21 protein-coding genes, 1 tRNA gene and 1 riboswitch are annotated in these 24,205 nt (G+C 39.0%); of the genes, 11 read left to right on the top strand and 11 right to left on the bottom strand.

The features are described from left to right. Positions 1-11: 11 nt before the first annotated feature. Positions 12-809, top strand: a complete 798-nt coding sequence (locus tag AsFPU1_RS10835; RefSeq protein ID WP_438357492.1) for a circadian clock KaiB family protein — start codon at positions 12-14, stop codon at positions 807-809. 318 nt (positions 810-1,127) lie between these two features. Here AsFPU1_RS10835 and AsFPU1_RS10840 read toward each other — a convergent pair whose 3' ends face one another. Next, complete coding sequence (locus tag AsFPU1_RS10840) at positions 1,128-1,517, bottom strand: hypothetical protein (protein ID WP_124970362.1); 390 nt, start codon at positions 1,515-1,517, stop codon at positions 1,128-1,130. A 206-nt stretch (positions 1,518-1,723) separates the two neighbouring features. Here AsFPU1_RS10840 and queA point away from each other — a divergent pair, with 206 nt between their 5' ends. Then, positions 1,724-2,812 (top strand): tRNA preQ1(34) S-adenosylmethionine ribosyltransferase-isomerase QueA, encoded by a 1,089-nt coding sequence (queA, locus tag AsFPU1_RS10845; RefSeq protein WP_124970696.1) that lies wholly within the window; start codon positions 1,724-1,726, stop codon positions 2,810-2,812. 66 nt (positions 2,813-2,878) lie between these two features. Here the strand turns inward: queA and AsFPU1_RS10850 are convergent, their stop codons facing one another. The 7 genes from AsFPU1_RS10850 to psaK all read right to left on the bottom strand — a co-directional run bounded on the left by AsFPU1_RS10850 (position 2,879) and on the right by psaK (position 8,065). Next, on the bottom strand, positions 2,879-3,217 hold the full coding sequence (locus AsFPU1_RS10850) for a XisI protein (RefSeq protein ID WP_124970365.1): 339 nt from the start codon (positions 3,215-3,217) through the stop codon (positions 2,879-2,881). Next, positions 3,205-3,384, bottom strand: coding sequence for an element excision factor XisH family protein (locus AsFPU1_RS10855; RefSeq protein WP_124970699.1), 180 nt, complete (start codon positions 3,382-3,384; stop codon positions 3,205-3,207). The genes AsFPU1_RS10850 and AsFPU1_RS10855 overlap by 13 nt, the downstream gene beginning before the upstream one ends. Positions 3,385-3,733: 349 nt before the next feature. Then, positions 3,734-4,243 carry an SH3 domain-containing protein gene (locus tag AsFPU1_RS10860; RefSeq protein ID WP_124970368.1) on the bottom strand — a complete coding sequence of 170 codons (510 nt, stop codon included), beginning with the start codon at positions 4,241-4,243 and terminating at the stop codon, positions 3,734-3,736. A gap of 64 nt (positions 4,244-4,307) precedes the next feature. After that, positions 4,308-5,813 (bottom strand): Ycf46 family AAA ATPase, encoded by a 1,506-nt coding sequence (locus AsFPU1_RS10865; protein ID WP_124970371.1) that lies wholly within the window; start codon positions 5,811-5,813, stop codon positions 4,308-4,310. 291 nt (positions 5,814-6,104) lie between these two features. Further along, positions 6,105-7,061 (bottom strand): caspase family protein, encoded by a 957-nt coding sequence (locus AsFPU1_RS10870; RefSeq protein WP_124970374.1) that lies wholly within the window; start codon positions 7,059-7,061, stop codon positions 6,105-6,107. 321 nt (positions 7,062-7,382) lie between these two features. After that, positions 7,383-7,616, bottom strand: a complete 234-nt coding sequence (locus AsFPU1_RS10880; protein ID WP_124970702.1) for a DUF4327 family protein — start codon at positions 7,614-7,616, stop codon at positions 7,383-7,385. Between the two features lie 188 nt (positions 7,617-7,804). Beyond that, a complete protein-coding gene (gene psaK, locus AsFPU1_RS10885) occupies positions 7,805-8,065 on the bottom strand; it encodes a photosystem I reaction center subunit PsaK (RefSeq protein ID WP_124970376.1) in 261 nt (86 codons plus the stop codon). A gap of 159 nt (positions 8,066-8,224) precedes the next feature. Between psaK and AsFPU1_RS10890 the strand changes: the two genes are divergently transcribed. From AsFPU1_RS10890 to AsFPU1_RS10905, 4 genes are all read left to right on the top strand, one after another. Next, positions 8,225-8,311 (top strand) — tRNA-Ser (locus AsFPU1_RS10890). Positions 8,312-8,415: 104 nt separating this feature from the next. Further along, positions 8,416-8,474: riboswitch (Glutamine riboswitch) on the top strand. A gap of 441 nt (positions 8,475-8,915) precedes the next feature. Next, a complete protein-coding gene (fumC, locus tag AsFPU1_RS10895) occupies positions 8,916-10,295 on the top strand; it encodes a class II fumarate hydratase (protein ID WP_124970379.1) in 1,380 nt (459 codons plus the stop codon). Positions 10,296-10,610: 315 nt separating this feature from the next. Then, entirely contained in the window at positions 10,611-11,033 is a 423-nt protein-coding gene (locus AsFPU1_RS10900) for a helix-turn-helix domain-containing protein (protein ID WP_124970383.1), read from the top strand. Between the two features lie 167 nt (positions 11,034-11,200). Further along, positions 11,201-11,662 carry an SRPBCC family protein gene (locus AsFPU1_RS10905; protein WP_124970386.1) on the top strand — a complete coding sequence of 154 codons (462 nt, stop codon included), beginning with the start codon at positions 11,201-11,203 and terminating at the stop codon, positions 11,660-11,662. 129 nt (positions 11,663-11,791) lie between these two features. On the opposite strand, the gene AsFPU1_RS10910 is transcribed toward AsFPU1_RS10905, so the two are convergent. Further along, the gene (locus AsFPU1_RS10910; RefSeq protein WP_124970389.1) at positions 11,792-12,946 is read right to left on the bottom strand and encodes a UDP-sulfoquinovose synthase; all 1,155 of its coding nucleotides are present in this window, start codon (positions 12,944-12,946) and stop codon (positions 11,792-11,794) included. Positions 12,947-13,207: 261 nt separating this feature from the next. Here AsFPU1_RS10910 and AsFPU1_RS10915 point away from each other — a divergent pair, with 261 nt between their 5' ends. The 3 genes from AsFPU1_RS10915 to psaB all read left to right on the top strand — a co-directional run bounded on the left by AsFPU1_RS10915 (position 13,208) and on the right by psaB (position 19,981). Next, positions 13,208-14,845 (top strand): mechanosensitive ion channel family protein, encoded by a 1,638-nt coding sequence (locus AsFPU1_RS10915; RefSeq protein WP_124970392.1) that lies wholly within the window; start codon positions 13,208-13,210, stop codon positions 14,843-14,845. A 477-nt stretch (positions 14,846-15,322) separates the two neighbouring features. After that, positions 15,323-17,566: a photosystem I core protein PsaA gene (gene psaA / locus AsFPU1_RS10920; protein ID WP_124970396.1), complete on the top strand. Its 2,244-nt coding sequence runs from the start codon at positions 15,323-15,325 to the stop codon at positions 17,564-17,566. Positions 17,567-17,767: 201 nt separating this feature from the next. Continuing rightward, on the top strand, positions 17,768-19,981 hold the full coding sequence (gene psaB / locus AsFPU1_RS10925) for a photosystem I core protein PsaB (protein ID WP_124970399.1): 2,214 nt from the start codon (positions 17,768-17,770) through the stop codon (positions 19,979-19,981). Between the two features lie 171 nt (positions 19,982-20,152). Here the strand turns inward: psaB and AsFPU1_RS10930 are convergent, their stop codons facing one another. Then, positions 20,153-20,833: a PEP-CTERM sorting domain-containing protein gene (locus AsFPU1_RS10930; protein ID WP_124970402.1), complete on the bottom strand. Its 681-nt coding sequence runs from the start codon at positions 20,831-20,833 to the stop codon at positions 20,153-20,155. 213 nt (positions 20,834-21,046) lie between these two features. On the opposite strand from AsFPU1_RS10930, the gene AsFPU1_RS10935 reads away from it, so the two are divergent. Then, the gene (locus tag AsFPU1_RS10935; RefSeq protein ID WP_227873335.1) at positions 21,047-22,690 is read left to right on the top strand and encodes an endo-1,4-beta-xylanase; all 1,644 of its coding nucleotides are present in this window, start codon (positions 21,047-21,049) and stop codon (positions 22,688-22,690) included. Between the two features lie 464 nt (positions 22,691-23,154). Next, positions 23,155-23,589 carry a DUF1816 domain-containing protein gene (locus AsFPU1_RS10940; protein ID WP_124970708.1) on the top strand — a complete coding sequence of 145 codons (435 nt, stop codon included), beginning with the start codon at positions 23,155-23,157 and terminating at the stop codon, positions 23,587-23,589. Positions 23,590-23,651: 62 nt separating this feature from the next. Here the strand turns inward: AsFPU1_RS10940 and AsFPU1_RS10945 are convergent, their stop codons facing one another. Continuing rightward, the gene (locus tag AsFPU1_RS10945) at positions 23,652-24,011 is read right to left on the bottom strand and encodes a rhodanese-like domain-containing protein (RefSeq protein ID WP_124970405.1); all 360 of its coding nucleotides are present in this window, start codon (positions 24,009-24,011) and stop codon (positions 23,652-23,654) included. Positions 24,012-24,205: the final 194 nt, after the last annotated feature.

Below are 24,205 nucleotides of genomic sequence, written 5' to 3' on the forward strand. Positions count from 1 at the left end.
AGTTTCTCTTTATGTCCGGTGCTTCATTGTTAACCCTAGCAACCTTGACTGAAACCTCTGTTGTTCCATCAGACCTGTTTAAAGGTATTGCCCTTTTTACTCCTGGGGGCGATGTTGTTTATTGTCGAGATAAGACTAAGCAGATTCATTGGCATTCTCATTTATGTGTAGTCCTGCAAGAGTGCTTGAAGTTGCCGGCCCCTCCCCATTTTCTCGTACCTGGTTATACGGCAACCGTTGATCGCTGGTTTTGTTCAGGGAAACGGGAAGTAAGAATGGCTGCTGAAGTTTATCCAGCAGTTAAGCGGTATCAACTCTTACTCAATGTATTGTTTGATACTCCTGATCTTGTCTGGGAGACAGCCCAATGGCAAGACGAAATTTGTAACCCGATTATCTTGGAAACCTATCGTTCTGAGTTTCCCCAACTTTGGGAGAGTCATGATCTAATCTATCGTTTAGAGAACCCTTTTCTCTCAGACAAGGAACGTCAACCCTTAGTTACTCCTTCTGATGAGATAGAGACATCAGACAGCCATCAAGGTTATATCTTACGTCTTTTTGTGTCGGGCAATAGTTCATCTACTAAAAATACCCTGAAAACCATCCATCATTTACTCGAAACAGAACTACAACACCCTTATACTCTCAAAGTGATTGATATTATCAAACACCCTGAAGAAGCGGAGACTCATCAGATATCCGCTACCCCAACCCTATTGAGAGTTTCCCCTAAACCCATGCGACGCATTGTCGGAGAGTTTCAAGATCTCTCTAGAGTATTACAAATTATAAATTATAAATTATGAATTATAAATTATAAATTAGACATCTCCAGAAATTAACCTCAAACCCTTGTAGCATCGGGGTCAAATCTGGGATTTTGGAGATGTCTATTATGAATTCATGGATTCTAATCTCATGACCAACCTTGTTCTTACTCACGCTTTTATTGTTGCATATCGAAGGATACACACCGGTTAAAACCCCGTTTCACTCCACCGCCACGCCTTAAAAGGAGCCACTGCGGTCTTGGGGTCTCCCCAAGTAGAGCAGGTGGCGTAGACGTGGCTAACTCACAGCGAGAGGCTTTTAAGGTTTAGTGGTTAAATCAAGGCATCGTTTGATTAGGCTAAGGTTTCAGGGCAATAGCCTAAACCTCTGGTAAATTGCTGACGAAAAGCTTCAATATCGTTACTATCGGGATAGCCATGGGAGACGATCGCCACTTGATAACGACGCATAACATCAATGGGTGATTGGCCGGTTTCTAGACTCCAGAATACCATTTGTAGGCGAATTTCGAGTTCGTAGGGGATACCTAACTCATTCATAAATGCTTTAAAATTGCCATGTTGTAGGGGTGTCAAAGGCTGTTTAAACTTGATTTTAATGATCCAACCATTAATTTGATGAATGACGGTCATTGAACAAACAGAGGGGTTATACATTCTCTGTAGATATTCGATCACTCGTAAAGTTAAACTCGCATTAGCAAGAAAGTAGATGTAGTCCATTGTTTCCCCCCTTAGTCCAATCACTTAATATTTCCTCTATATTTAGTGTGGCAATATTTTTACTTATTGTTAAAGGGGACTCCTCCCCAATTAATGGATTTAAACTGGGGAGAACTACCCAATTGTTTAAATTGTCGGGATCAAGGGCTGTTGACCCCGACGAAAAGGACTGTTTACCCGGAAAAAGTAGTGTTATTTGTGATCCGATGATGAATGATCAGTTATTAGCTAGTTATGATTATCATTTACCTCCTGAATTAATTGCTCAAACCCCTGTTACCCCTAGAGATAGTTCTCGTTTATTAGTGGTTAATTCAGCAACAACTCAGGTTCATAGTCAATTTCGGGATTTGACTGAGTGGCTTTTACCTGGGGACTTGTTGGTGTTTAATAATACTCGTGTGATTCCGGCCCGTTTGTATGGTCGAAAATCTACGGGGGCCCCTGTAGAGATTTTACTGTTAGAGGAGAAGTCCCCTTTCTGTTGGTTAGCCTTGGTTAAACCAGGAAAAAGGTTTACTCTGGGTTCTCAGATTGAGTTCGCAGACGAAAGCGGACAGATCAAGTTAATGGCAACGGTTTTAGAACGGGATGAGGAGACGGGGGGACGACTATTAAAGTTTGAGATTAATTCTCATGAACTATTTTGGCAAATTCTTGAACAAGTCGGACTCATTCCGTTTCCGCCTTATGTTACGGAATCTGAGGCGCAACCTTCTCAATATCAGACGGTTTATGCTCAAGAACCTGGTGCGGTGGCGGCCCCGACTGCTGGTTTACATTTTACGGAAGATTTATTAGAACGGTTGAGTCAAAAGGGTATTGGTCAAGCTTATCTGACTTTGCACGTGGGTGTAGGGACGTTTCGTCCGGTAGAAATTAGTGATATTACTCAACATAAGATGCACCAAGAATGGGTAGAAGTGCCGGAAATAACTGTTAATAAGATTGTTGAGACGAAGAAACAAGGGGGCAGAGTTATTGCGGTAGGAACTACAGTTGTTAGGAGTTTAGAAGGGGCGGCCAAGGTGGCTAAAAGTGAAGGGAAAGATGGTTTAATTCCTTTTCGGGCTAAGACGGATTTATTTATTTATCCTGGGTATAAATGGCAGGTGGTTGAGGGCATGATTACTAATTTTCATCTGCCTTGTTCTAGTTTATTAATGTTAGTTAGTGCCTTGATTGGCAGAGAAAGATTGATGAGTTTATATCAAGAGGCGATCAAGCAAAAATATCGGTTTTATTCTTTTGGGGATGGTATGTTAATTTTGCCAGAAGGCAAGAGTAATAAGTAATAAGCTTAAATTTCAGGGCTTAATAGTAAGCTAAGACACATTTAAACAGTGAATAACTAAAACAATTCAATGAGCTACTGAAAAATCAGTGATGGAACGTCGTTCAGGACGATAAAACCCTAAGACAATATCTTCTTTTAAAACTCCTGCTTTTAAAAGTTCTTCGGTCACACCGTTTTCTGTTCCATCCCACTCAATCCAAATCTTATTCTCTCGAATTCGCAAATGTAAATCGACTGCATGAACTCGACCTGTTCGATCCCAACCCAAATTCATCAGCAGATAATTATCGTGAACTAAATCACAAACTTGGATCGTTTCGATGTCTCCATAACTAGGTTGATAAGCTGCGTGTTTCTCGATGATTTTTGGGATTATTTGTCGGTATTGTGCTAAGTTATCCATTGAAGAATTTCCTCTAAATTGGGGTCAAAAACAATCAAGTTTATTTGTTGATCTGTAATAATTTCTTGAATAGCAGGACGTTGAAAGAAGTCTTGATAAATATCTTGGGCAATTGCTAAATATAGTGGTCTTTCGGGATTAATTCGTTTAAGAAATGTTCGATAAATACTATACTATGGTTCGATTTTACGCGATAGCACTTATATTTGTCGGGAGGAACTCTATTAAAAAGCTTTTATAATCAATCAGTTTGTAACATATTTGTATTTTTTAACTAATATTTTTCACGAAAAACTGTAATATTGAATACAAAATACTCTTGAAAATGTTCATTGTGAACTAAAAATAGTGAGAAAGATTCTTAATAAGAAACGAGAGAATGGGCTTGACAGATCCATACTACTTATTGTATATTTTTTGGTAATAGTAGAGGTAAAATGGGTGAAGTGTGGGCGCATATAGATAGCTTGTACCTTAAGCAGGGGGTGGACAATGCCACCCAACCAACTAAGAGTATTATTCTACTTTTTGTACATTACCTGCTTTAATCCAACCTTCTTGAGAGCCACCAGCAACCCGAACTTTTTGCCAATTGCCATCAGGACTGGTACTTAAAATAATCAATTCAGTATTATAGTCCACCCCGCCAATTCTTTCAGCTTCTTGACCAGGTTCAGCTCGCAAACTTAAGCCAGTTGACCAATTAACAGTTGCTTTATATGCCCCATCGGGTAACTTTTCTGTCTCCTCCTCTTTCACTTCAGGAGAAGGTTCTGGTTCTTTAGCCGCTACTTCTTGTTTAGGAACTTCTTGAACTGGAGTTTTAGCTACTTGAGGGGTAGTTTTAGATTCATCTTTGGCAGTTACTTTGGGTTTAGGTTTTTCCTCAGCAAAAGTAGGTTTTGGGGGAGTAGACGACATCCGATATAAGACAACGTAAGCTAAGGCAGTCGTTCCGCTTACTAGAAGAATAACCCCTAAGAAAAAGCCTAAAATAAATTGAAACAGTGAAGATAAACGATTCATAATCTCTTTAAAATTAGAAACTTAACGAAAGATTGTAAACTTGAATCCCCTTAGTTTAAAGGAATTAACCCGAAATTGGACTACTTAAGCGACTATTGCGAGAAGCTAGACGTGCCTTTCCAGCAGCAGCCCAGTTTTGCAGAAACTCAATTTGTTCTTGAGCAGTTCGTGCTAAAGGAATAATCTGACTAGCTGCCTCTAAAATATCATCATTGGTAAAGTCTCGATTTTGACTAAAACCAATGTGCATTGCCTCAATTAGGGTTTGTTCGATTTCTGCCCCCGAAAAATCTGGGGTTTCATAAGCGAGTCGCTTAATGTCGTAATTTTTCAGATTATGGGGTCGGAGTCTAGACAAGTGGACGTTAAAAATAGCTTCTCGTTCCTCTTGAGAAGGCAAACCCACAAAGAAAATTTCGTCAAAGCGTCCCTTTCTTAACATTTCCGGTGGTAAAGTCTGAATATTATTAGCTGTAGCCACGACAAACACCGGAGATTGTTTTTCCGCTAACCAATTAATAAACGTGCCAAAAACCCGACTTGTCGTCCCTCCGTCCCCTTTTCCCTCCACACCCCCAAATCCTTTGTCAATTTCATCTATCCACAGAACACAAGGGGCTAATGCTTCAGCTAAACTAATCATCTGACGAGTACGAGACTCTGATTCTCCCACCAAACCCCCAAATAATCGCCCTACATCCAATCTTAATAAGGGTAAATGCCAATGATGTGAAATGGCTTTAGCTGTTAGGGATTTTCCCGTTCCCTGAATGCCTACTAATAATAATCCCCTCGGATGAGGAAGTCCATATGCTCTAGCTCGTTGACTAAATGCCCCACCGCGACGCAACAACCAATCTTTGAGATTATCTAATCCCCCAATATCGGTAATTTGTTCAGTTGCGGGGTAAAAGTCGAGAATCTGGGTTTGACGGATAGATTGACGTTTTTCTTCCAAAATCAGTTCTACGTCTTCGGGTTCAATGCGTCCATGACTGGCTAAACAACGGGTTAGAACGCGACGAATACGTTCTAAAGAAAGACCTTGAGATGAGCGCACTAATTCATCTAATAGGGTATCAGATAAAGATTGTCCGGTGGAGGCTAATAGTCGTTGAATTTCTGTTTTAATTTCTGTGCCATTAGGTAAGGGAAAATCTACAATTGTGAGAACTTCGCTTAATTCGCGGGGAATTTCCACTTCAGGGGAAATAATAACGATATTTTTGGGTTGAGATTTTAACTGTCGCGCTAGATTACGCAGTTTACGGGAAATAGAAACATCTTCGAGAAATCTTTGAAAATCTCTTAAAATGAAAATTCCCCCAACATTTTGCGGTAATTTTTCCACAAATTCTAATGCTTGGAGGGGGTTACGTTTTCCTACGCCTTCATTATTCGGGTTATCTTGATATCCGTCCACAAAATCCCAAATATAGACAGAACGATTAAGCATTTTTTGTGCGCAACTGGCGATCGCGGTTTCTACTCGTTCTTCTTCGGGAGTAGGAATATAGATTAAAGGATAGCAGGCCCGTAGCAGAAGTTCAAATTCTTGAGAAAAGGTCATAATTAATTGTTATTTGTTATCTTAACGTTTGATTATTACTTAATTTTTGAAATTTAACAAAGGAATTGAGTAGGGGCAGGTTTTTGTAGGGGCGGGTTTTTGTAGGGGCGGGTTTTTTACAGGAGTTATTATTCTCACAAAGAAGTAAAATAAACCCGCCCTATGTTCCTTGATTCTCACAAAGAAGTAAAATAAACCCGCCCTATGTTCCTTGATTCTCACAAAAAGGCTAGATAAACCCGCCCATATAGTAGTTCAGAAAATCTAATTTCATAATTCATAATTCATAATTCATAATTCATAATAACTGACTCGTCCATCTTGATTATAATCTGCCGAAGCAACAGGTTTACCGATACGATTTACTCCACTTAATCCGGCAAAAAAACTAGAACTATAATCTCGATAATCTGCTTCATCAACTTCTGGAGTACATCCCACAGAGGGCAAAGTTTTAATAGTCGCAAAAAAACCACAACGAGTCTGTAAGGCTAAAGGTTTATTAGGATTTCCATCTTGATAAATAAAGTTAGCAAATGAACCTGAATAACATTGAGCCATCATTGTTACAATATGACTATTTTTTGGTAATTTATTCAACATATTAGCCAAAGTTCTCACCGTTAATGGAGTATCTCCCCACAACATTAAAGCATTATTATTGGCATTTTCATGATTCAGGATACCATGACCAGTAAAATAGAAAAATATGGGCTTATTCTTGCCATTTAGTTTAAGATGATCGACCCAGTTGTTTAAATTTTGAACAGTTGCTGACCCCTTAAGATCAGGAATATTCGGAACTTTAAATTTTTCTTGTCTTTGAGGATTTAGATAGCGAATAGTTGCTTGTCCATCATTCCCATTAGCAAAGAAAATATTAGCAGATGAAGGAGGATATCCCATCTGTTTTAAGGTTCGTTGAAAATATAAAACATTCTTTTCCAAAGCAATCTCATTATAACTCGGATTTCCTCCTCCTCCCATAACCAAAAAATTGGGTTCTTCTATCTTAGGTTCACAATTTTTCAGAGATTTATCAGAATTATTTTTAACAAAATAATTAGACAAAGATGATTGAAAATTATTCAGTGTTTTCGGTTGATTATCTTCTCCTTGTAACAGATTTAATACCCAACCTTGAAACGATTCAGAAAAATTTATTTCCTTAGAAGCAGATTTTTCTAGTAGCCCTATTAAACTAAACGCTAAGAATAAAATAGTGATTTTTTGAGAAGATTTAGTCATAACCGTTAAAAGATTAAACTTGCTTGAAATAATCCGGTAAATGTGCTATAATCATAACTTCTTCTTGAATTAGATTAATGCTCTCGTCTAGATTAACCCACTATCGTTTTCTAAAAGAAGCTTCTAACCAATCAATATAGATAGTTTCTACCTCTAAAAAAAAAATGTACTCTACAGGGAATAACCCCAGACTGTTCAATATAGGAAATACCATAAAATAAACAACAAGACCCCTATCTCAAAGGAGCCTGTCATCAAGATAACTCATATTATGACTTATTAGGAATATTATCTGAGAATCTCAACTGAATGTTGCTATCCCTAATCATCTATCCATGATTTACCACTCAACAAATCAATAATAGGATCTCTGAGTAAAAAATCATGCCGTTCTAACTCACATTCCACATTTGGCCATTCACAAGGAGGAATGTACTTACAAAGATTATAAATTGATTGTTGACGATGTAGCTTACCTTCACAGACCAATTGATAAGCTTCTTCGCGGATAACATCAACAGAGTATTTAACCCGACTTTCAATCATGTTAAGCATCATTAAACTCCTCACCAGAATCTGGTAGACATAAATTAGCTTTCCCTTCAAATTATCTCTTACTTACTAACAACTCTCAAGGGGACAAAACAAATTGTAACAAAAATCACAAACAAACAATTATACTTAATTATTTTTTTCTATCTTAATTTTTGTTGGGGTCAACAACTGTTGACCCCAAGCCTTAACTACAATGCACCTGCACTAGCTAATCCAAGAATGACACCAGCCCCTAAGATATGACCAAAACTGGTGGTTCCGAGTAAAGCACCTAAACCCATACCACCGAACAAATTAGGAGAAGGTAGACCAGGTCCTTCACTTGGTTTAGCTATGGTCAGTTTACCAAACGCGATCGCAACAATATTACAAGCAATCATCACAAAAGCGACTTTAGGACTCCAAACGATAGTGGAAGGAACAGCAGTCAGCAAAAGGGTGGAATACATAAATCGAGGTTCTCCTAAAAAACACATATTAAGTTTTTAATGTTAAAACCTTACCTTACATTTCTAGAACAAGACGTTGCAATACTTAATATAATAAAAATCTAGCAAAATTCTGGTAAAAAGGGACATCAATCTGTTACCATAGTATTCTGTGCCTTTGGAGAGGTGGCTGAGCGGTTGAAAGCGGCTCCCTGCTAAGGAGTTATGGGGTAACACTCATCGAGGGTTCGAATCCCTCCCTCTCCGTATCTCGACAATACTAGATAAAAATAGCTTGAAGTTCGGTTTATGGCAGAAAACCCTACACTATTTGAACGCAAAATCTGTTATCTTGGAATAGTCAAGGATAAATCGTTCATCTGCTTAGAGTAGACGGAAGTAGAGAGTGGAACTCTTGAAGGAACGCGCCTCATTCGATACCACAGCAACGTTTAGAGGTTGCCAGAGCTAAAGGGGAAACTAATTTAGTTGAGCAGTTGGAAGCAGAAAGATGTTACTACACTAACTAACGTAGGAGTAGTTTTTAGTGTAACTTTACTTTTGTCGAATCTAGAATTTACTGTAGATTTCCTTCGAGCTAAAGATACAAATCTCCGGGGTGAACTTAGTTTACCCCATTTTTTTTAACTTGTCAACGATCACAGCTCATATTCAGCTTTAGAATGAATTCATGATTTGATTCTAACCAATGGAGAAAGGGTAAAGGTTAAAAGTTTCTGTAATATCCAGGGATAAAGATTTAGGGTTAATAGAATTCAAAGGGTATCTGGCTATTAGGTTTGATGATATCAACTTAATAAGAATTAGTTTAAATTTTATCAATTATTATTCATTAAATAGGAGAGAATGTATGCGTAAAGAGAAAGATAGTATGGGAGAGATTGAAGTTCCTAATGAGTGTTATTGGGGTGCGCAAACTCAGCGATCGCTACAGTATTTTGCTATTGGGAAAGATGTCATGCCCAGAGAAATGATTCGGGCAATTGGTATTCTTAAAAAAGCAGCAACTAAAGTTAATTGTGACTTAAATAAATTAGCTTTTGATAAAGCCAAATTAATTATAAAAGCCAGTGATGAAGTAATTTTAGGGAAATTAGATGATCACTTTCCTCTGAAAATTTGGCAAACAGGAAGTGGTACTCAAACCAATATGAATGCGAACGAAGTAATTTCTAATCGCGCTATCGAATTAGCTGGAGGAATTTTAGGTAGTAAAGAGCCAATTCATCCCAATGATCATGTTAATATGTCTCAATCTTCTAATGATACCTTTCCTACGGCAATGCACATAGCAGCAGTAGAAGAAATTGAGCATAATTTGTTACCAATGGTGACTAAATTACGGGAAGCTTTAACTTTAAAAATGGTAGAATTTAACCCTATTGTTAAAATTGGTAGAACTCATTTAATGGATGCGGTTCCTTTGACATTAGGACAAGAATTTTCGGGATATGTTTCTCAACTGGATAAAGATATTGATCGTATTAAGAAAACTTTGCCTGATTTGTATGAATTAGCTATCGGAGGAACTGCAGTAGGAACAGGACTTAATACTCATCCTGAATTTGCCGAAAGAGTTGCCGATGAAATCGCTAAATTAACCGATTTACCCTTTATTTCTGCTCATAATAAATTCGCTGCTTTAGCCGCTCATGATGCTATGATTATGACCAGTTCAGCCTTGAAAACATTAGCCTGTTCTTTGATGAAAATTGCTAATGATATACGCTGGTTAGGTTCAGGGCCTCGTTGTGGATTAGCTGAACTTACTCTACCAGAAAATGAGCCTGGATCATCAATTATGCCAGGTAAAGTTAATCCTACTCAATGTGAAGCGATGACGATGGTTTGCGCTCAAGTTATGGGGAATGATATGGCTATTAGTGTAGGAGGAAGTCAAGGAAATTTTGAGTTAAATGTTTTTAAACCCATGATTATTTTCAATTTGTTAAATTCTATTCGTTTATTAGCTGATTCTTGTTCTTCTTTTACAGATCACTTAGTATTGGGAATTAAAGTTAATCATGATCAAATTAACTATTTTGTCAATAATTCTTTGATGTTGGTAACTGCTCTTAACCCTCATATTGGGTATGATCAAGCAGCCCAAGTTGCGAAAAAAGCCTATAAAGAGAATACCAGTTTACAGCAAGCTTGTGTTGCGTTAGGCTTTCTCAGTGCAGAAGAATTTTCTGCTATTGTTCGTCCTGAAGATATGACTAATGCTTAGATTATCTCTTGACATTAAACTTTCAAAATTGCTAGAATGGGTGGAGAAAGTAAAAAACAATTCTACCCGACTTACTCTGCTAAATTAATAATTATTAATTACTAACAGACTAAAGTCTAATCCTATAAAAACGAAGTCCGCCTTCGCGGACTAAACTATAGGTTGCGTAGGCAACCTTTGTTTGTATAGCTTAACTCTTTAGAGTTAAAGTTTATTGTCACTCCTAAAATTCTGTTGTTTTACTCTTACTAACTAATTCATAACATAATGAGATGAAACAAAAACATTATTCTTTTCAATCTAGAGGATACAATTATGTTTTCCCAAGCAAAATACTTAACACTACTGAAAAAATTTCCTCCTCGTCCCATTAAGTCAGAAAAAGAATTAGACGCTACTCAAGAGATCATTAATGAATTACTTGATAAACCAGAACTCACACTAGAAGAAAAAGACTATTTAGATATTTTGGGAACATTGATATACGAATATGAACAAGAATTAGATATCATTCCAGATATCTATGGAGTAGAACTTTTAAAATTTTTATTGGAAGATAATGGATTAAAATCAAAGGATTTTGTACTGATTCTTAGAATTGAATCAATTGTTTCTGATATTTTAAATGGAAAACGTCAATTAACAACTTCTGACATTCAAGCATTAGCAGCTTTTTTTAACCTGTCTCCTGATCTATTTTTGCCAATTAAATCTTCAGTTAATTTTGCTTCAGTTTAAATTAAGTACCTATTGTGAGAATCATGGATCTTGTAAAAAAAACAGGGCGGGTTTATCTAGTTTTTTTGTGAGAATCATGGATTTTGTAAAAAACCCGCCCCTACGAATTTTATGTAATTAATTTTGTGTGACTCCTTAATAAACCTTCACTTTGTAATTTACTGTTTATGTCCTCTCCCCAAATATTTGAACAATCAATTTTAATTAATGCTAGTGCGACTATTGTTGAACAATGTATTACCGATCTTGATTTAATGCACCGATGGTTAAACCCTGCATTAAAATGTGAACCTATTAGAGAATGGAGTACCGAAATAGGTGGCAAAAGCCGATTTATTATTAATATACCTCTAATTAATCCTACCCTAATTAGTCATGTTATTGAACGGGAACCAGGGTTAATTGTTTGGCAGTTTGAAGGCTTTTTTAAAGGACGCGATCGCTGGGAATGTCAGCCCAAACTGCAAGGAACCCAATTAATTAACCGTTTTGAATTTGAAATTCCTAATCCTTTAGTCAGTTGGGGATTTAATCAATTTGCTGCTAATTGGACGAAAAGCGATATGAAAGCACAATTAAAACGATTAAAACGAGTGGCCGAAGAAATTCATCAGTTAAAAGGCCTATAAAAAAGTAGGGGTCAACTTAAATCAGTTATCAGTTATCAGTTAACAGTTAACAGGGTCGAATACTCCCTTACGGATAACTGATAACTGTTCACTGTTTACTGTTCACTGTTTTACCTCCCCTACATTAAATTATTTTCTACGCCAAGATACCTTGGGTAAAATTTGTTGTTCATCCACTCGATCTTTATACTTAGTAGCAAAGTTTAATAAAGAATCTAAAAGTGAATCGGAAAGATAATGAGGTTGTAACCCTAAATCAAGCAAATTGGTGTTTTTAGCATTGAAATAGTGTTCTTCTAATTCAACCCTGGGATTTTCTAAATGATTGATTTCTACATCTAACCCCATAGAATTTCCCGCTTTTTTCACCATCATGGCTAAGTCCCCGATACTGAATAATTCGGTAAACTGGTTAAAGACGCGAAACTTTCCTGCATCAGCCGGATTAGCGATCGCAATTTCAACACAACGTACCGTATCGCGAATATCCAAGAAACCTCTAGTTTGTCCACCTTTTCCATAAACAGTCAAAGGATGGCCAATAGCTGCCTGAATACAGAAACGGTTCAAAGCTGTCCCAAAGACACCATCATAGTCAAGACGGTTAATGAATATTTCATCCATACCCGTTTCTTCGGTTAATACCCCATAAACAACCCCTTGGTTTAAATCTGTAGCCCGTAGACCCCAAATTTTGCAAGCGAAATGGATATTATGACTATCATGTACCTTACTCAGATGATAGAAACTTCCTGGTTGTTTGGGATAGGGTAAAGTGTCCTTACGTCCATTATGTTCAATAGTGATATACCCTTCTTCAATATCAATGTTAGGGGTTCCGTATTCTCCCATGGTTCCCAGTTTAACTAAGTGACAATCGGGAAAATCTTCCTTCATTGCGTAGAGAATGTTCAGGGTTCCCACCACGTTGTTAACTTGGGTAAAAACCGCGTGTTCTCGATCAATCATGGAATAAGGGGCCGAACGTTGTTCTCCAAAATGAACGATTGTGGTTGGTTCAAACTCCCGTAAAGATTGACTTAAAAAGCTATAGTCTGTGATGTCCCCAACAAACAGATCAATTGTTTTGCCTGTGAGATCCTTCCAGCGTTGAATGCGTTGCTGAATGGAGGCAATGGGTGTTAATGTATCTACCCCCAATTTACTATCCCAATACCGTCTAATTAAGTTATCGAGAATGCCAACCTCATAACCTTCATTAGAAAGATGTAGGGCGGTTGCCCAACCGCAATAACCGTCACCGCCAATAACCAGAACTTTCATACTGAATCAATAAAATTACTGTGCCAATTTTGCTAAATGTATCAGGTCTTGATACTTTGTCAACCATTATGTATTGGTCATTTTGTGCCTAACATCACAGTCTACCATCTTCTTTGAAACCCTTTGACATTATTATTTTGGCGATCGCTAAGTTGTAGGGGTGGGTTTTGATATAGTCGTAATGGTTGAGAATTTTCTTGAGTATTATTACCATACCCAGAATTACTTTTAAAATAAATCTAGTGCATCAAATCTCTGGAAATGAAGAAAGTCATCCAAAATTTTATCATCTGGCTACTTATCAGCTTGGTGGTGGTTACAGTTACTCCCCTAATCATGGCACAGTCTACCCCATCAGGTGACTCAGGAGATTTTCCTGTGATGCTAGACGGTCAAACCATATTTACCCTGAAAAAACCATTAGGAGGAATTTCTACTCAAAATCGGGCTAAAGGGGTTAACAATAGATTGAAAGAATTTGCCAATGATGAAAAGATATCTATTGATGATATTGAGATGTATATAGGAGATAACGATGGTATTCCGCTAACGATAATTTCAGCAGGAAGTATTACCATTACAACTGTTACTGAAGCAGATGCTAAAGCAGCTAATATGACTCGTTCACAGTTATCAGAAGAACGTCTACAAAATATTAAAAAAGCTGTTGAAAGGTATCGTCAAGAACGAGGTTTTCTCAACTTTATTCGTGGAATTATTCTTAGTATTATTACAACTTTTATTTTATGGATTTGTTTATTTATTACGAATAATACTTTTGGCAAAATTGATCAAAAACTTAAAATCTGGGGAATGACTTATATTCAGCCAGTTCGTATTGGTAGTTTTGAATTAATACGAGCTAATCAATTAGATAATGTAATCCATTCATTAGCTCGTATTCTTCACTTAGGAATCATTTTAGGGCTATTTATTCTCTATTTTCCTTTTGTTTTAAGCCAATTTATATTGACAAGAAGTTTAGCTAAGAGTTTTTGGCATTATATTTCAAGCACTTTAACAACAGGATGGCAAGCTTTTATTGCCTATTTACCTAGCTTATTAATCATTATCCTTGTCATTGTAACGGCTTGTTTTTTTCTGCGTTTATCTAAGTCCTTTTTTGAGGAGTTACGCCAAGAAACCTTTTCTTTGCCCGGCTTTTATCCTGAGTGGAGTTTACCTACTTCTAGACTGGTAAATTCGGGAATTATTGTTTTAACAGCGATTATTGTAGTCCCTTTATTACCGGGGTTTAATTCTCCAGCATTCCAAGGAATTTCTGTATTTTTAGGCTTACTTTTTTCCTTGGGTTCGACTTCTGTTATTTCTAATGTAGTGTCAGGTACTATACTGATTTATACTCGTGCTTTTCGTGTAGGAGATTACATTACCATTGGTGAGATTTCTGGAAAAGTTCTGGAAACAACTCTGCTGGTTACTCGACTTCTTACGGCTACTAATATAGTAATTAGTATTCCCAATTCTGAAATTATTACGACTTCTATTTCTAATTGGAGTTTTTCTTCAAAAGAATTAAATCTGCCCTTAATCGTGCGAACTCCTGTTTACTTAGGTTACGAAATTCCCTGGCAACAAGCTTATAATGCTCTGATTCAAGCTGCTTTAAGAACTGATGGGATTGCAGAGTCTCCGGTTCCTTTTGTCGTTCAAGAATCTCTTAATGAAGTATATGTTACTTATCAACTGAGTGTTTATATTAATTGGGAATATTTTAAAGAAAAAAACTTTAAAGAATATGAAGAAGCAAGGTCACAATTACACGAAAATATCCGCGACTGCTGCCAAGAAGCCGGAATTCGGGTTTTTGCTCCTAGTTATGAAGCTGATCCCACTAATTATGGCCCTACCGCCATAACCTCTGAGTTAGAACCATAGATCAACCCATTACTATTATCTATCATTAATATAGATATATATTAGGTACACAAAAGATGATAGGGGCGGGTTTTTTACATCAATCAATGATTCTCACCAAATGAATAAACCCGCCCTGTCTCTGTAATTAATTTTTTTTAGGCACTTATATACTGATGGACTCACCCTATAAATTTATTTTTCTTAACTTTTGTAAATAAAAGTAAAATAAACTTGACTTTATGTGCCTTAACTTTGTTGAAATAGGGGTAATTTTCTAGAGAGTGAGGCTAATTTTAATTATTGTTAAGCAGATCTAACATAAAAGTGATCTAAGACTTATCATCAACTATTGATGGTTTGGCTTGCAACGTAATAAAAACGCGCATATCAAACGGAATCAAAAGATCAGCAAAAGATCCTATTTTTGCTCATCTTCTATTACACTGTTTTAAATAGGAAAACCCTAAAGTTTATTGTCGAGAGAGGAGAACCCTCATGACAAAAGGTCCTGAGGCGAAAGCTAAGGTCATGGTAGATAATGATCCCGTGCCAACTTCTTTCGAGAAGTGGGGCAAACCCGGACACTTCGACCGGACCCTGGCTAGAGGTCCAAAAACCACCACCTGGATTTGGAATCTCCACGCCGATGCACACGATTTTGATAGTCAAACCAGTGACTTAGAAGACGTATCTAGAAAAATATTTAGTGCGCACTTCGGTCACTTAGCCGTTATCTTTGTTTGGTTGAGCGGCATGTATTTTCATGGCGCGAAGTTTTCTAATTATGAAGCTTGGCTAGGAAATCCCACTGCCATCAAACCCAGCGCCCAAGTAGTTTGGCCCATTGTGGGTCAAGGTATTTTAAACGCGGATGTTGGGGGTGGGTTCCACGGAATTCAGATTACATCTGGTCTGTTTTACCTCTGGAGAGCCTCTGGTTATACCAATAGCTATCAGTTGTACTGTACTGCTATCGGTGGCTTAGTCATGGCTGGTTTGATGTTGTTTGCTGGATGGTTCCACTACCACAAGAGAGCTCCTAAGCTTGAGTGGTTCCAAAACGTGGAGTCCATGATGAACCATCACCTATCGGGATTATTGGGCTTAGGCTCTTTATCCTGGGCCGGACACCAGATTCATGTTTCCTTACCAGTGAACAAACTGTTGGATGCGGGAGTTGCTCCGAAAGACATTCCCTTACCCCATGAGTTTCTTGATCCGAGCAAAATGGCCGAGTTATATCCCAGTTTTGCCCAAGGCTTAACCCCCTTCTTTACCTTGAACTGGGGAGTCTATTCAGACTTCTTAACCTTCAAGGGTGGGTTGAACCCCGTTACGGGTGGACTGTGGCTATCTGATCAAGCCCATCATCACTTAGCGATCGCAGTTTTGTTCATCATCGCTGGTCATATGTACCGGACTAACTGGGGCATTGGCCATAGCATGAAGGAAATTCTAGAGGCGCATAAAGGCCCCTTTACCGGAGAAGGTCACAAAGGATTATATGAAATCCTGACCACCTCATGGCACGCTCAGTTAGCCATTAACTTGGCCCTGTTGGGCTCTTTAAGCATCATTGTGGCACATCATATGTACGCCATGCCTCCCTATCCCTACCAAGCCATTGATTACGGCACTCAGTTGTCCCTGTTCACTCACCACGTTTGGATTGGCGGCTTCTTGATTGTTGGGGCTGGAGCGCACGGAGCGATCTTCATGGTACGGGATTATGATCCGGCGAAGAATGTGAATAATCTGCTTGATCGTATGCTTCGTCAGCGTGATGCACTTATTTCTCATCTGAACTGGGTTTGTATTTTCCTCGGCTTCCATAGCTTTGGGTTATACATCCACAATGACACCATGCGGGCTTTAGGTCGTCCCCAAGATATGTTCTCGGATACGGCGATTCAACTACAGCCTATCTTTGCTCAGTGGGTACAAAATATCCATACTTTAGCACCTGGTGGTACAGCCCCTCACGCTCTAGCAACTGCTAGTTATGCTTTCGGTGGCAGCACCGTAGCCGTAGCTGGAAAAGTAGCTATGATGCCCATCGCTTTGGGAACGGCTGATTTCATGGTTCACCATATCCATGCTTTTACCATCCACGTCACCGTCTTGATTCTACTCAAAGGGGTACTATACGCCCGTAGTTCTCGTCTTGTTCCTGATAAGAGTGAACTCGGCTTCCGCTTCCCTTGCGATGGACCTGGACGGGGTGGTACTTGTCAAGTTTCTGGTTGGGATCATGTGTTCCTTGGCTTATTCTGGATGTACAACTCCTTATCAATTGTTATTTTCCACTTCAGTTGGAAAATGCAGTCTGATGTCTGGGGGACAGTCGATCCAGATGGCAGCATCAGTCACGTAACCGGGGGTAATTTCGCTCAAAGTGCGATTACCATCAATGGTTGGCTACGGGACTTCCTGTGGGCGCAAGCGGCTAATGTGATCAACTCCTACGGTTCTGCTCTGTCGGCTTACGGCATCATGTTCCTAGCGGGTCACTTTATCTTTGCCTTCAGCTTAATGTTCCTGTTTAGTGGTCGCGGCTACTGGCAAGAACTAATTGAGTCAATTGTTTGGGCTCACAATAAGCTGAAAGTTGCACCAGCGATTCAACCTCGCGCTCTGAGTATCATTCAGGGACGGGCAGTAGGTGTAACTCACTACTTGTTAGGAGGAATTGTTACCACTTGGGCATTCTTCTTGGCACGAAGCCTATCGATTGGCTAATCTAGGGAAAAAGGACAAAGGAAAAAGGCTTTTCTAGTCTCTAAGCTTTTGTCCTTTATCCTCTATCTTTTAAGATAAGGATGGCATTAAGACCGTTTTCCCGTTCCTGTTAAAGAGTTACAGCGAGTAACCACCACAGGAAATGAGCAGCAATTACCGCATGAGCCTCATTGTATTAGAGAGGAGAATTTCCTAAAAGCTATGGCAACTAAATTTCCCAAATTTAGCCAGGATCTCGCCCAAGACCCGACTACCCGTCGGATTTGGTATGGGATTGCCACGGCCCACGATTTTGAAACCCATGATGGCATGACCGAGGAAAATCTTTACCAAAAGATTTTTGCCTCCCATTTCGGCCACATCGCCATCATCTTTTTGTGGACTTCTGGCACCCTTTTTCACGTAGCCTGGCAAGGTAACTTCGAGCAGTGGATCAAAGATCCCCTTAATATCCGTCCGATCGCCCATGCGATTTGGGACCCTCAATTTGGTCAAGGGGCAATTGATGCCTTTACCCAAGCTGGTGCGTCTTATCCGGTTGATATCGCTTATTCTGGTGTTTATCACTGGTTCTACACCATCGGCATGAGAACCAACGGTGAACTTTATCAAGGGTCTATTTTCCTCTTGATTCTGGCTTCTCTGTTCTTATTTGCCGGTTGGTTGCACTTACAACCTAAGTTCCGTCCTAATTTAGCTTGGTTCAAAAATGCTGAATCTCGCCTTAACCACCATTTGGCTGGTTTGTTCGGGGTTAGTTCCTTAGCTTGGACTGGTCACTTGGTTCACGTCGCCATCCCTGAATCCCGTGGACAGCACGTTGGTTGGGATAATTTCTTATCCACCCCTCCTCATCCGGCTGGCTTATTGCCTTTCTTTACCGGAAACTGGGGCGTATATGCTGAGAATCCCGATACGGCTGGTCATGTATTCAGCACGTCTCAAGGAGCAGGAACCGCTATCCTAACTTTCTTAGGTGGTTTCCATCCCCAAACTGAGTCTTTGTGGCTAACAGATATTGCCCATCACCATTTGGCGATCGCGGTTATCTTCATTATTGCCGGCCATATGTACCGCACTAACTGGGGTATTGGTCACAGCATTAAAGAGATCCTCAACGCCCACAAACCCCCCAGTGGCAAATTGGGTGACGGTCATAAGAATATGTATGACACCGTTAACAACTCCCTCCACTTCCAACTCGGTTTAGCGTTGGCCTGTTTAGGGGTTGTGACTTCCTTGGTGGCACAACATATGTATTCCTTACCTTCCTATGCGTTTATCGCTAAGGATTACACCACCCAAGCGGCTCTTTATACCCATCACCAGTATATTGCTGGATTCTTGATGGTAGGGGCATTTGCTCACGGCGCGATCTTCTTCGTTCGTGACTATGATCCCGAAGCTAACAAAAATAATGTGTTAGCGCGGATGTTGGAACACAAAGAAGCGATCATCTCTCACTTGAGTTGGGTGTCTCTTTTCTTAGGTTTCCACACCTTAGGCCTTTACGTTCATAATGATGTCGTGGTTGCTTTCGGGACTCCTGAAAAGCAAATCCTGATCGAACCTGTGTTTGCTCAATGGATTCAAGCGGCTCATGGTAAAGCGTTGTACGGATTTGATGTGTTATTGTCTAATCCTGACAGTCTCGCTTCTACCGCTTATCCTAACTATGCCGATGTTTGGTTACCTGGTTGGCTAGATGCTATCAACAGTGGTACTAACTCCTTGTTCTTAACCATTGGCCCTGGAGACTTCTTAGTTCACCATGCGATCGCATTAGGCTTACACACCACTACCCTAATTTTGGTTAAAGGTGCTTTAGATGCACGGGGATCTAAATTGATGCCCGATAAGAAAGACTTCGGTTATGCTTTCCCTTGTGATGGCCCTGGACGGGGTGGTACTTGTGATATCTCAGCTTGGGATTCCTTCTACCTCGCTATGTTCTGGATGCTCAACACCTTGGGTTGGTTGACTTTCTACTGGCACTGGAAACATTTAGGTGTTTGGTCTGGTAACGTTGCTCAGTTCAACGAAAATTCTACTTACCTGATGGGTTGGTTCCGGGATTATCTGTGGGCAAACTCTGCTCAGTTGATTAACGGTTATAACCCCTACGGTGTTAATAACTTGTCTGTTTGGGCTTGGATGTTCCTTCTTGGACACCTAGTTTGGGCAACTGGTTTCATGTTCCTCATATCTTGGCGTGGTTATTGGCAAGAGTTGATTGAAACCATTGTTTGGGCGCACGAACGGACTCCTTTAGCGAACCTAGTTCGTTGGAAAGACAAGCCTGTTGCTCTTTCTATTGTTCAAGCTCGTGTAGTTGGTTTAGCTCACTTCACTGCGGGTTACATCCTCACCTACGCAGCTTTCCTCATTGCTTCAACGGCGGGTAAGTTCGGTTAACGTCTGACTGCTAGTCTTAAGTAATGAAAAAATCCCCTATCTTGTGATAGGGGATTTTTGTTCGCTCTGGAATTTTGACACATCAAAAACTAAACTCTTGCACTTTCTGATGGTCGAAAAGACTAAAAGCGTTATTGTGTTTGGTTTGTATTTTTATTCAGCAAACCCTACTTATTTTTTCTTAGCTAATTTCCGCTTGAAAGCAGCACCAAAACTAATGGCGGTTCCTGCACCAAGAATAGTGAGGGGTTCGGGTACTGGGGTATTGTCATTTACGGGGTTGACTTGTCCTCGAATTTCTCCAGAACGAACAGTCTCGGTATGAATGTTCCAATAAAGTCCACCTGCGGTTAAGTTAGTTAGATAAGCGGATAATTCCTTGGTGGTATCATTATTCTCTTCACAAGTTTGAACGCCACCCATTCCAGGCATTACAGGAGTCTTACAAAAATCTGAATCATCCCAAATGCCCTTAACGGTCACGGAAGTAGCACTAAGATTGGAAAACTTAGCATCTGCATCATCTGCTGGACCGAAAATATTAAGGACATGAAATGGAGTTCTTTGATTCGCAAATCCTGTATGCAAATGAATGCTTCTAACGGTTCCCCCATCACTGGTCAAACCCAAGCCATTAAGGGTGAGCGTATAGGATAATTTAGTCATGTCCTTATTTAACCTAAGGGTGGCAACACCAGTTCCTAATGAGATTTTGGGGTCGGGAGTTCCGTCTAAAGCAACAATTTGATCGCCACTCAGAGAAGAAGTAAAAGACATTGCCGCTGCCTGTGCTGAAGTGGCAAGACCTAAACTTGCCATTAGGGTAAATGCACCAATTAATGTTTTATTCATGAAAAAAGCCCTCATTTAATTAATACATATCTCTATAAACCTAGATCAAAATTTATTAGAGAGATCTAAAATTAATCAGGACTTTAAATGGCTATCATATTTGTGATAGGGCATTACCCACCTGATAAGTTTCCTAACCTGAGTTCGGTGTGATGATTTTTCAACGAGAGAATAAGGGTTGCCAGACTCCCACTTGTGGGGAGTTTTCCACAAATGACCTTATGTCCAACTCAGGTTCCTAAGCATCTTCACTGTAATGTTTTGTCAACCTTTCCTAATATGTTTAATTATAATCGTCGTCAATTTTTGCAATTTACCGGAGGGTTGACTTTAGCCACTCTACTGGATCACTCTATAGCTATGAGTTTTTCTAACTCGTTTCTGGAACTTCGCGCTTGGCATCCTAATGGTGAACCATTAGATGTTAAACGACTGGATCATCTTTATTTTTTGACTATGGATGATGATCCCATACCGGAACCACCTAGACAAGTAGAAGTAGGAAAATTATTGTCTCAAGTTCCTAGTATACCCTTTGGAATCGCTATAAAAATGCCTGTAGAGGGGTTTGGAGAAGTCTATCTTTATGCTGATAATCAAGGAAAAGGTTACACTCCTAAAGATTTTCCTCTTGATATTAATTTAGCTTGCGCTAGTTCTCGAATTTATCGAGTTCGTCAATTTATCGAAATAGGAAAAAAACAAGGAATAGATTTTCCTAAAACTATAATAAATAGACTTGAGCAATCTCAAATTTATCTAAAAAATACTCAAAACATCTCAAATATTACAGAAAAAGTGAAATTGTGTAACGATAGTCTTAGAGAAAGTTTGTGGGCAGGAGAAGAAGCGGTATTTGCTCAAGCAAAGCAATTAATAAAAAAACAAAGTAAGCGTCCTAATTTTCTATTTGGTGGTAATAGTTTTAATTATTTGAAGGGAGGAGAAGAATATATTCGTCGGTTTAAAGAATTATTTAATCTTGCCACAGTTCCTTTTTATTGGAGTACCTTTGAGGCTCAACAAAATCAGAAAAATTTCGCTGAGATTGAGCAAATTGTTAAGCCGTTAAATCAAGTAAAAATTACAGTTAAAGGTCATCCTCTAGTCTGGTTTCATGAAGCAGGAATTCCTGTTTGGGCTGAGAATAAATCCTTTGCTGAAATTCGTCAATTAAGTTATGAGCGAGTGATTGAGATTACTAAGTATTATGGGGATCAGATTCCTTATTATGATATCATTAATGAAGCTCATGGCATTAGTTGGGCCAATCGATTAAATTATTCATTTGAGCAATTATTAGATTTAACAAAAGTAGCATCTCAAGCTTCACGAATAGGCAATCCCCAAGTAAATAGAATTATTAATAATTGCTGTTTATGGGGAGAAAATGTATCTTATGCTAAACCACCCCAACAAACACCTTATCAATATTTAAAATCATGTATTGCGGCTGAGATTCCCTTTGAAATTATTGGCTTACAATTATATTATCCCGATCAAGATATGTTAGAAATTAATCGATTATTAGAAAAATATAGTCAATTAGGTAAAACCATTCACATTACAGAATTAGGAGTTTCTTCGGCTTCAAAAATTGATCAAGATTCTTATCTAAAAGAAACCAGAGGATTATGGCATGAACCTTGGAATGAAACCGTACAAGCAGACTGGATTGAACAATTTTATACCCTTTGTTATAGTAAACCTTATATTAAAGCAATTAGTTGGTGGGACTTAGCTGATATAGGAAATTTTTGGCCCCACGGAGGACTATTAAATAAAGACTTAACTCCCAAAGAATCTTTTTATCGTCTCAAGAACTTTATTCAAAAATCTCAAGATTCCTTTCTTTAGGGTGATCCCCGTGATCTGGTAAATAATTTAAAGATAGATCATCAAGAATCACCGTTTTGTCTAATGAGTCAAAGGTCATAAAATGAATATAAATGGTGTAATCTATCGTCAAAATTCAGATTATGAGTTTAGATATGATTTCTCCCCTCAATAACCAGTAAAATATACAAATCTGGTTAATCATGATCAGATTCGACTAGAGATTTATCTCTAGAGAAAAATAACAACCCATGATAGGCTAAGGGAAATTGCTGAAGTTAATCAGCTATAGCAGTCAAAGCATAGGTTAGGACATTAGTAAAAGCAGCAAACCTTGTTGTATCATACTTTTACCTTTTGCCTTTTGCTTTTTACCTTCCGCAAAGCGGTGTATTCCCTTTTTAACAAACGCTCATTCAATTTCAGTTTAAACCAATCAGATAGGGATCTTATTGACCCAAATGTACCCAGTCACCCAAACTAACATGGCGACCAATAACGACGCGAATAGCCGTGTCTTCCTGTACGAAGTGGTCATCCCACCTCAGATAGCCGGCCTCAACCAAATGAACGGTTTAATGCAACGTCAGGGCAAATTTTACCTGAAAGTCCCCTACGAACGCATGAACGAAGAAATGCAACGGATTATCCGTTTAGAGGGCAAAATTATGAAAATTACCTCCCTAAGTGCCATTGAAGCAGGCCCGCTTGACAAACAGCAAGATTTCCCTTGGTGGGTAGAAATTGTTACGAGTCAACCGCGCTGTTTATATTATTTTGGCCCTTTTGAGAGTCCCGAAGAAGCTCAAATGAACAAAGTGGGCTATATAGAAGACTTACAAGCAGAAGCAGCTGAGGGGATCACTGTTCATATTAAACAGTGTCAACCCGAAATCTTAACCCAAGAGTTGAACGGTTAAAATACTACCCGCTAACCGCGATGTCGGTATAGCGGGGTATTCCAACATTACACGCTCATTAGCTAAGCAACAACGGTAGAGTTTCCTTCAATCGGAAAACCTGCCCCTTTCCAAGCCGCCAAACCCCCCAATAATACTGCAACGTTTTGATAGCCAGCTTTTATCAACAAGTCTACTGCCGTAGCGGTTTCTTCATCGTTAGAACCGTAGACATATATGTCCCGTACTAATTCGAGATTAAATAAGGCTCGTTCAACCAGTTCAGCTAGGACTAAAGAGACTGCTCCCGTTATGTGGCTGCTGTTGAAAGCTTCTCTAGAACGCACATCAATCAGGGTGAACGCTGGTTCCCCCCAGTCGAGACGCTTCTTCAAGTCGAAGACGCGAGATTGAGATTTTAGAGGTTCAGGAATGATAATCATAGTTACTGTGTGTGAGGTCTTCCTTGATAGTGTAACGAAATATAAACGATTTATCAATTTTTATTGCAATACTCTTGACAGAAATTTTCAAGATGATGTACAAGGTGATTCTTTTACCCCGTCTATGGAAAATATTCAAAAAAAAGCCTGCTAATCCAGGACTTAAAAAATACTTTCAAGCTTAAAATTATTGA

Origin of the sequence: Aphanothece sacrum FPU1 (assembly GCF_003864295.1) — a bacterium.
Taxonomy (GTDB): domain Bacteria; phylum Cyanobacteriota; class Cyanobacteriia; order Cyanobacteriales; family Microcystaceae; genus Aphanothece_B; species Aphanothece_B sacrum.

Coding starts and splice junctions, on each gene's coding strand:
- AsFPU1_RS10835 (WP_438357492.1), top strand. CDS start 12: ATGTCCGGTGCTTCATTGTTAACCCTAGCAACCTTGACTGAAACCTCT.
- AsFPU1_RS10840 (WP_124970362.1), bottom strand. CDS start 1,517: ATGGACTACATCTACTTTCTTGCTAATGCGAGTTTAACTTTACGAGTG.
- queA (WP_124970696.1), top strand. CDS start 1,724: ATGATGAATGATCAGTTATTAGCTAGTTATGATTATCATTTACCTCCT.
- AsFPU1_RS10850 (WP_124970365.1), bottom strand. CDS start 3,217: ATGGATAACTTAGCACAATACCGACAAATAATCCCAAAAATCATCGAG.
- AsFPU1_RS10860 (WP_124970368.1), bottom strand. CDS start 4,243: ATGAATCGTTTATCTTCACTGTTTCAATTTATTTTAGGCTTTTTCTTA.
- AsFPU1_RS10865 (WP_124970371.1), bottom strand. CDS start 5,813: ATGACCTTTTCTCAAGAATTTGAACTTCTGCTACGGGCCTGCTATCCT.
- AsFPU1_RS10870 (WP_124970374.1), bottom strand. CDS start 7,061: ATGACTAAATCTTCTCAAAAAATCACTATTTTATTCTTAGCGTTTAGT.
- AsFPU1_RS10880 (WP_124970702.1), bottom strand. CDS start 7,616: ATGCTTAACATGATTGAAAGTCGGGTTAAATACTCTGTTGATGTTATC.
- psaK (WP_124970376.1), bottom strand. CDS start 8,065: ATGTATTCCACCCTTTTGCTGACTGCTGTTCCTTCCACTATCGTTTGG.
- fumC (WP_124970379.1), top strand. CDS start 8,916: ATGCGTAAAGAGAAAGATAGTATGGGAGAGATTGAAGTTCCTAATGAG.
- AsFPU1_RS10900 (WP_124970383.1), top strand. CDS start 10,611: ATGTTTTCCCAAGCAAAATACTTAACACTACTGAAAAAATTTCCTCCT.
- AsFPU1_RS10905 (WP_124970386.1), top strand. CDS start 11,201: ATGTCCTCTCCCCAAATATTTGAACAATCAATTTTAATTAATGCTAGT.
- AsFPU1_RS10910 (WP_124970389.1), bottom strand. CDS start 12,946: ATGAAAGTTCTGGTTATTGGCGGTGACGGTTATTGCGGTTGGGCAACC.
- AsFPU1_RS10915 (WP_124970392.1), top strand. CDS start 13,208: ATGAAGAAAGTCATCCAAAATTTTATCATCTGGCTACTTATCAGCTTG.
- psaA (WP_124970396.1), top strand. CDS start 15,323: ATGACAAAAGGTCCTGAGGCGAAAGCTAAGGTCATGGTAGATAATGAT.
- psaB (WP_124970399.1), top strand. CDS start 17,768: ATGGCAACTAAATTTCCCAAATTTAGCCAGGATCTCGCCCAAGACCCG.
- AsFPU1_RS10930 (WP_124970402.1), bottom strand. CDS start 20,833: ATGAATAAAACATTAATTGGTGCATTTACCCTAATGGCAAGTTTAGGT.
- AsFPU1_RS10935 (WP_227873335.1), top strand. CDS start 21,047: ATGACCTTATGTCCAACTCAGGTTCCTAAGCATCTTCACTGTAATGTT.
- AsFPU1_RS10940 (WP_124970708.1), top strand. CDS start 23,155: ATGGCGACCAATAACGACGCGAATAGCCGTGTCTTCCTGTACGAAGTG.
- AsFPU1_RS10945 (WP_124970405.1), bottom strand. CDS start 24,011: ATGATTATCATTCCTGAACCTCTAAAATCTCAATCTCGCGTCTTCGAC.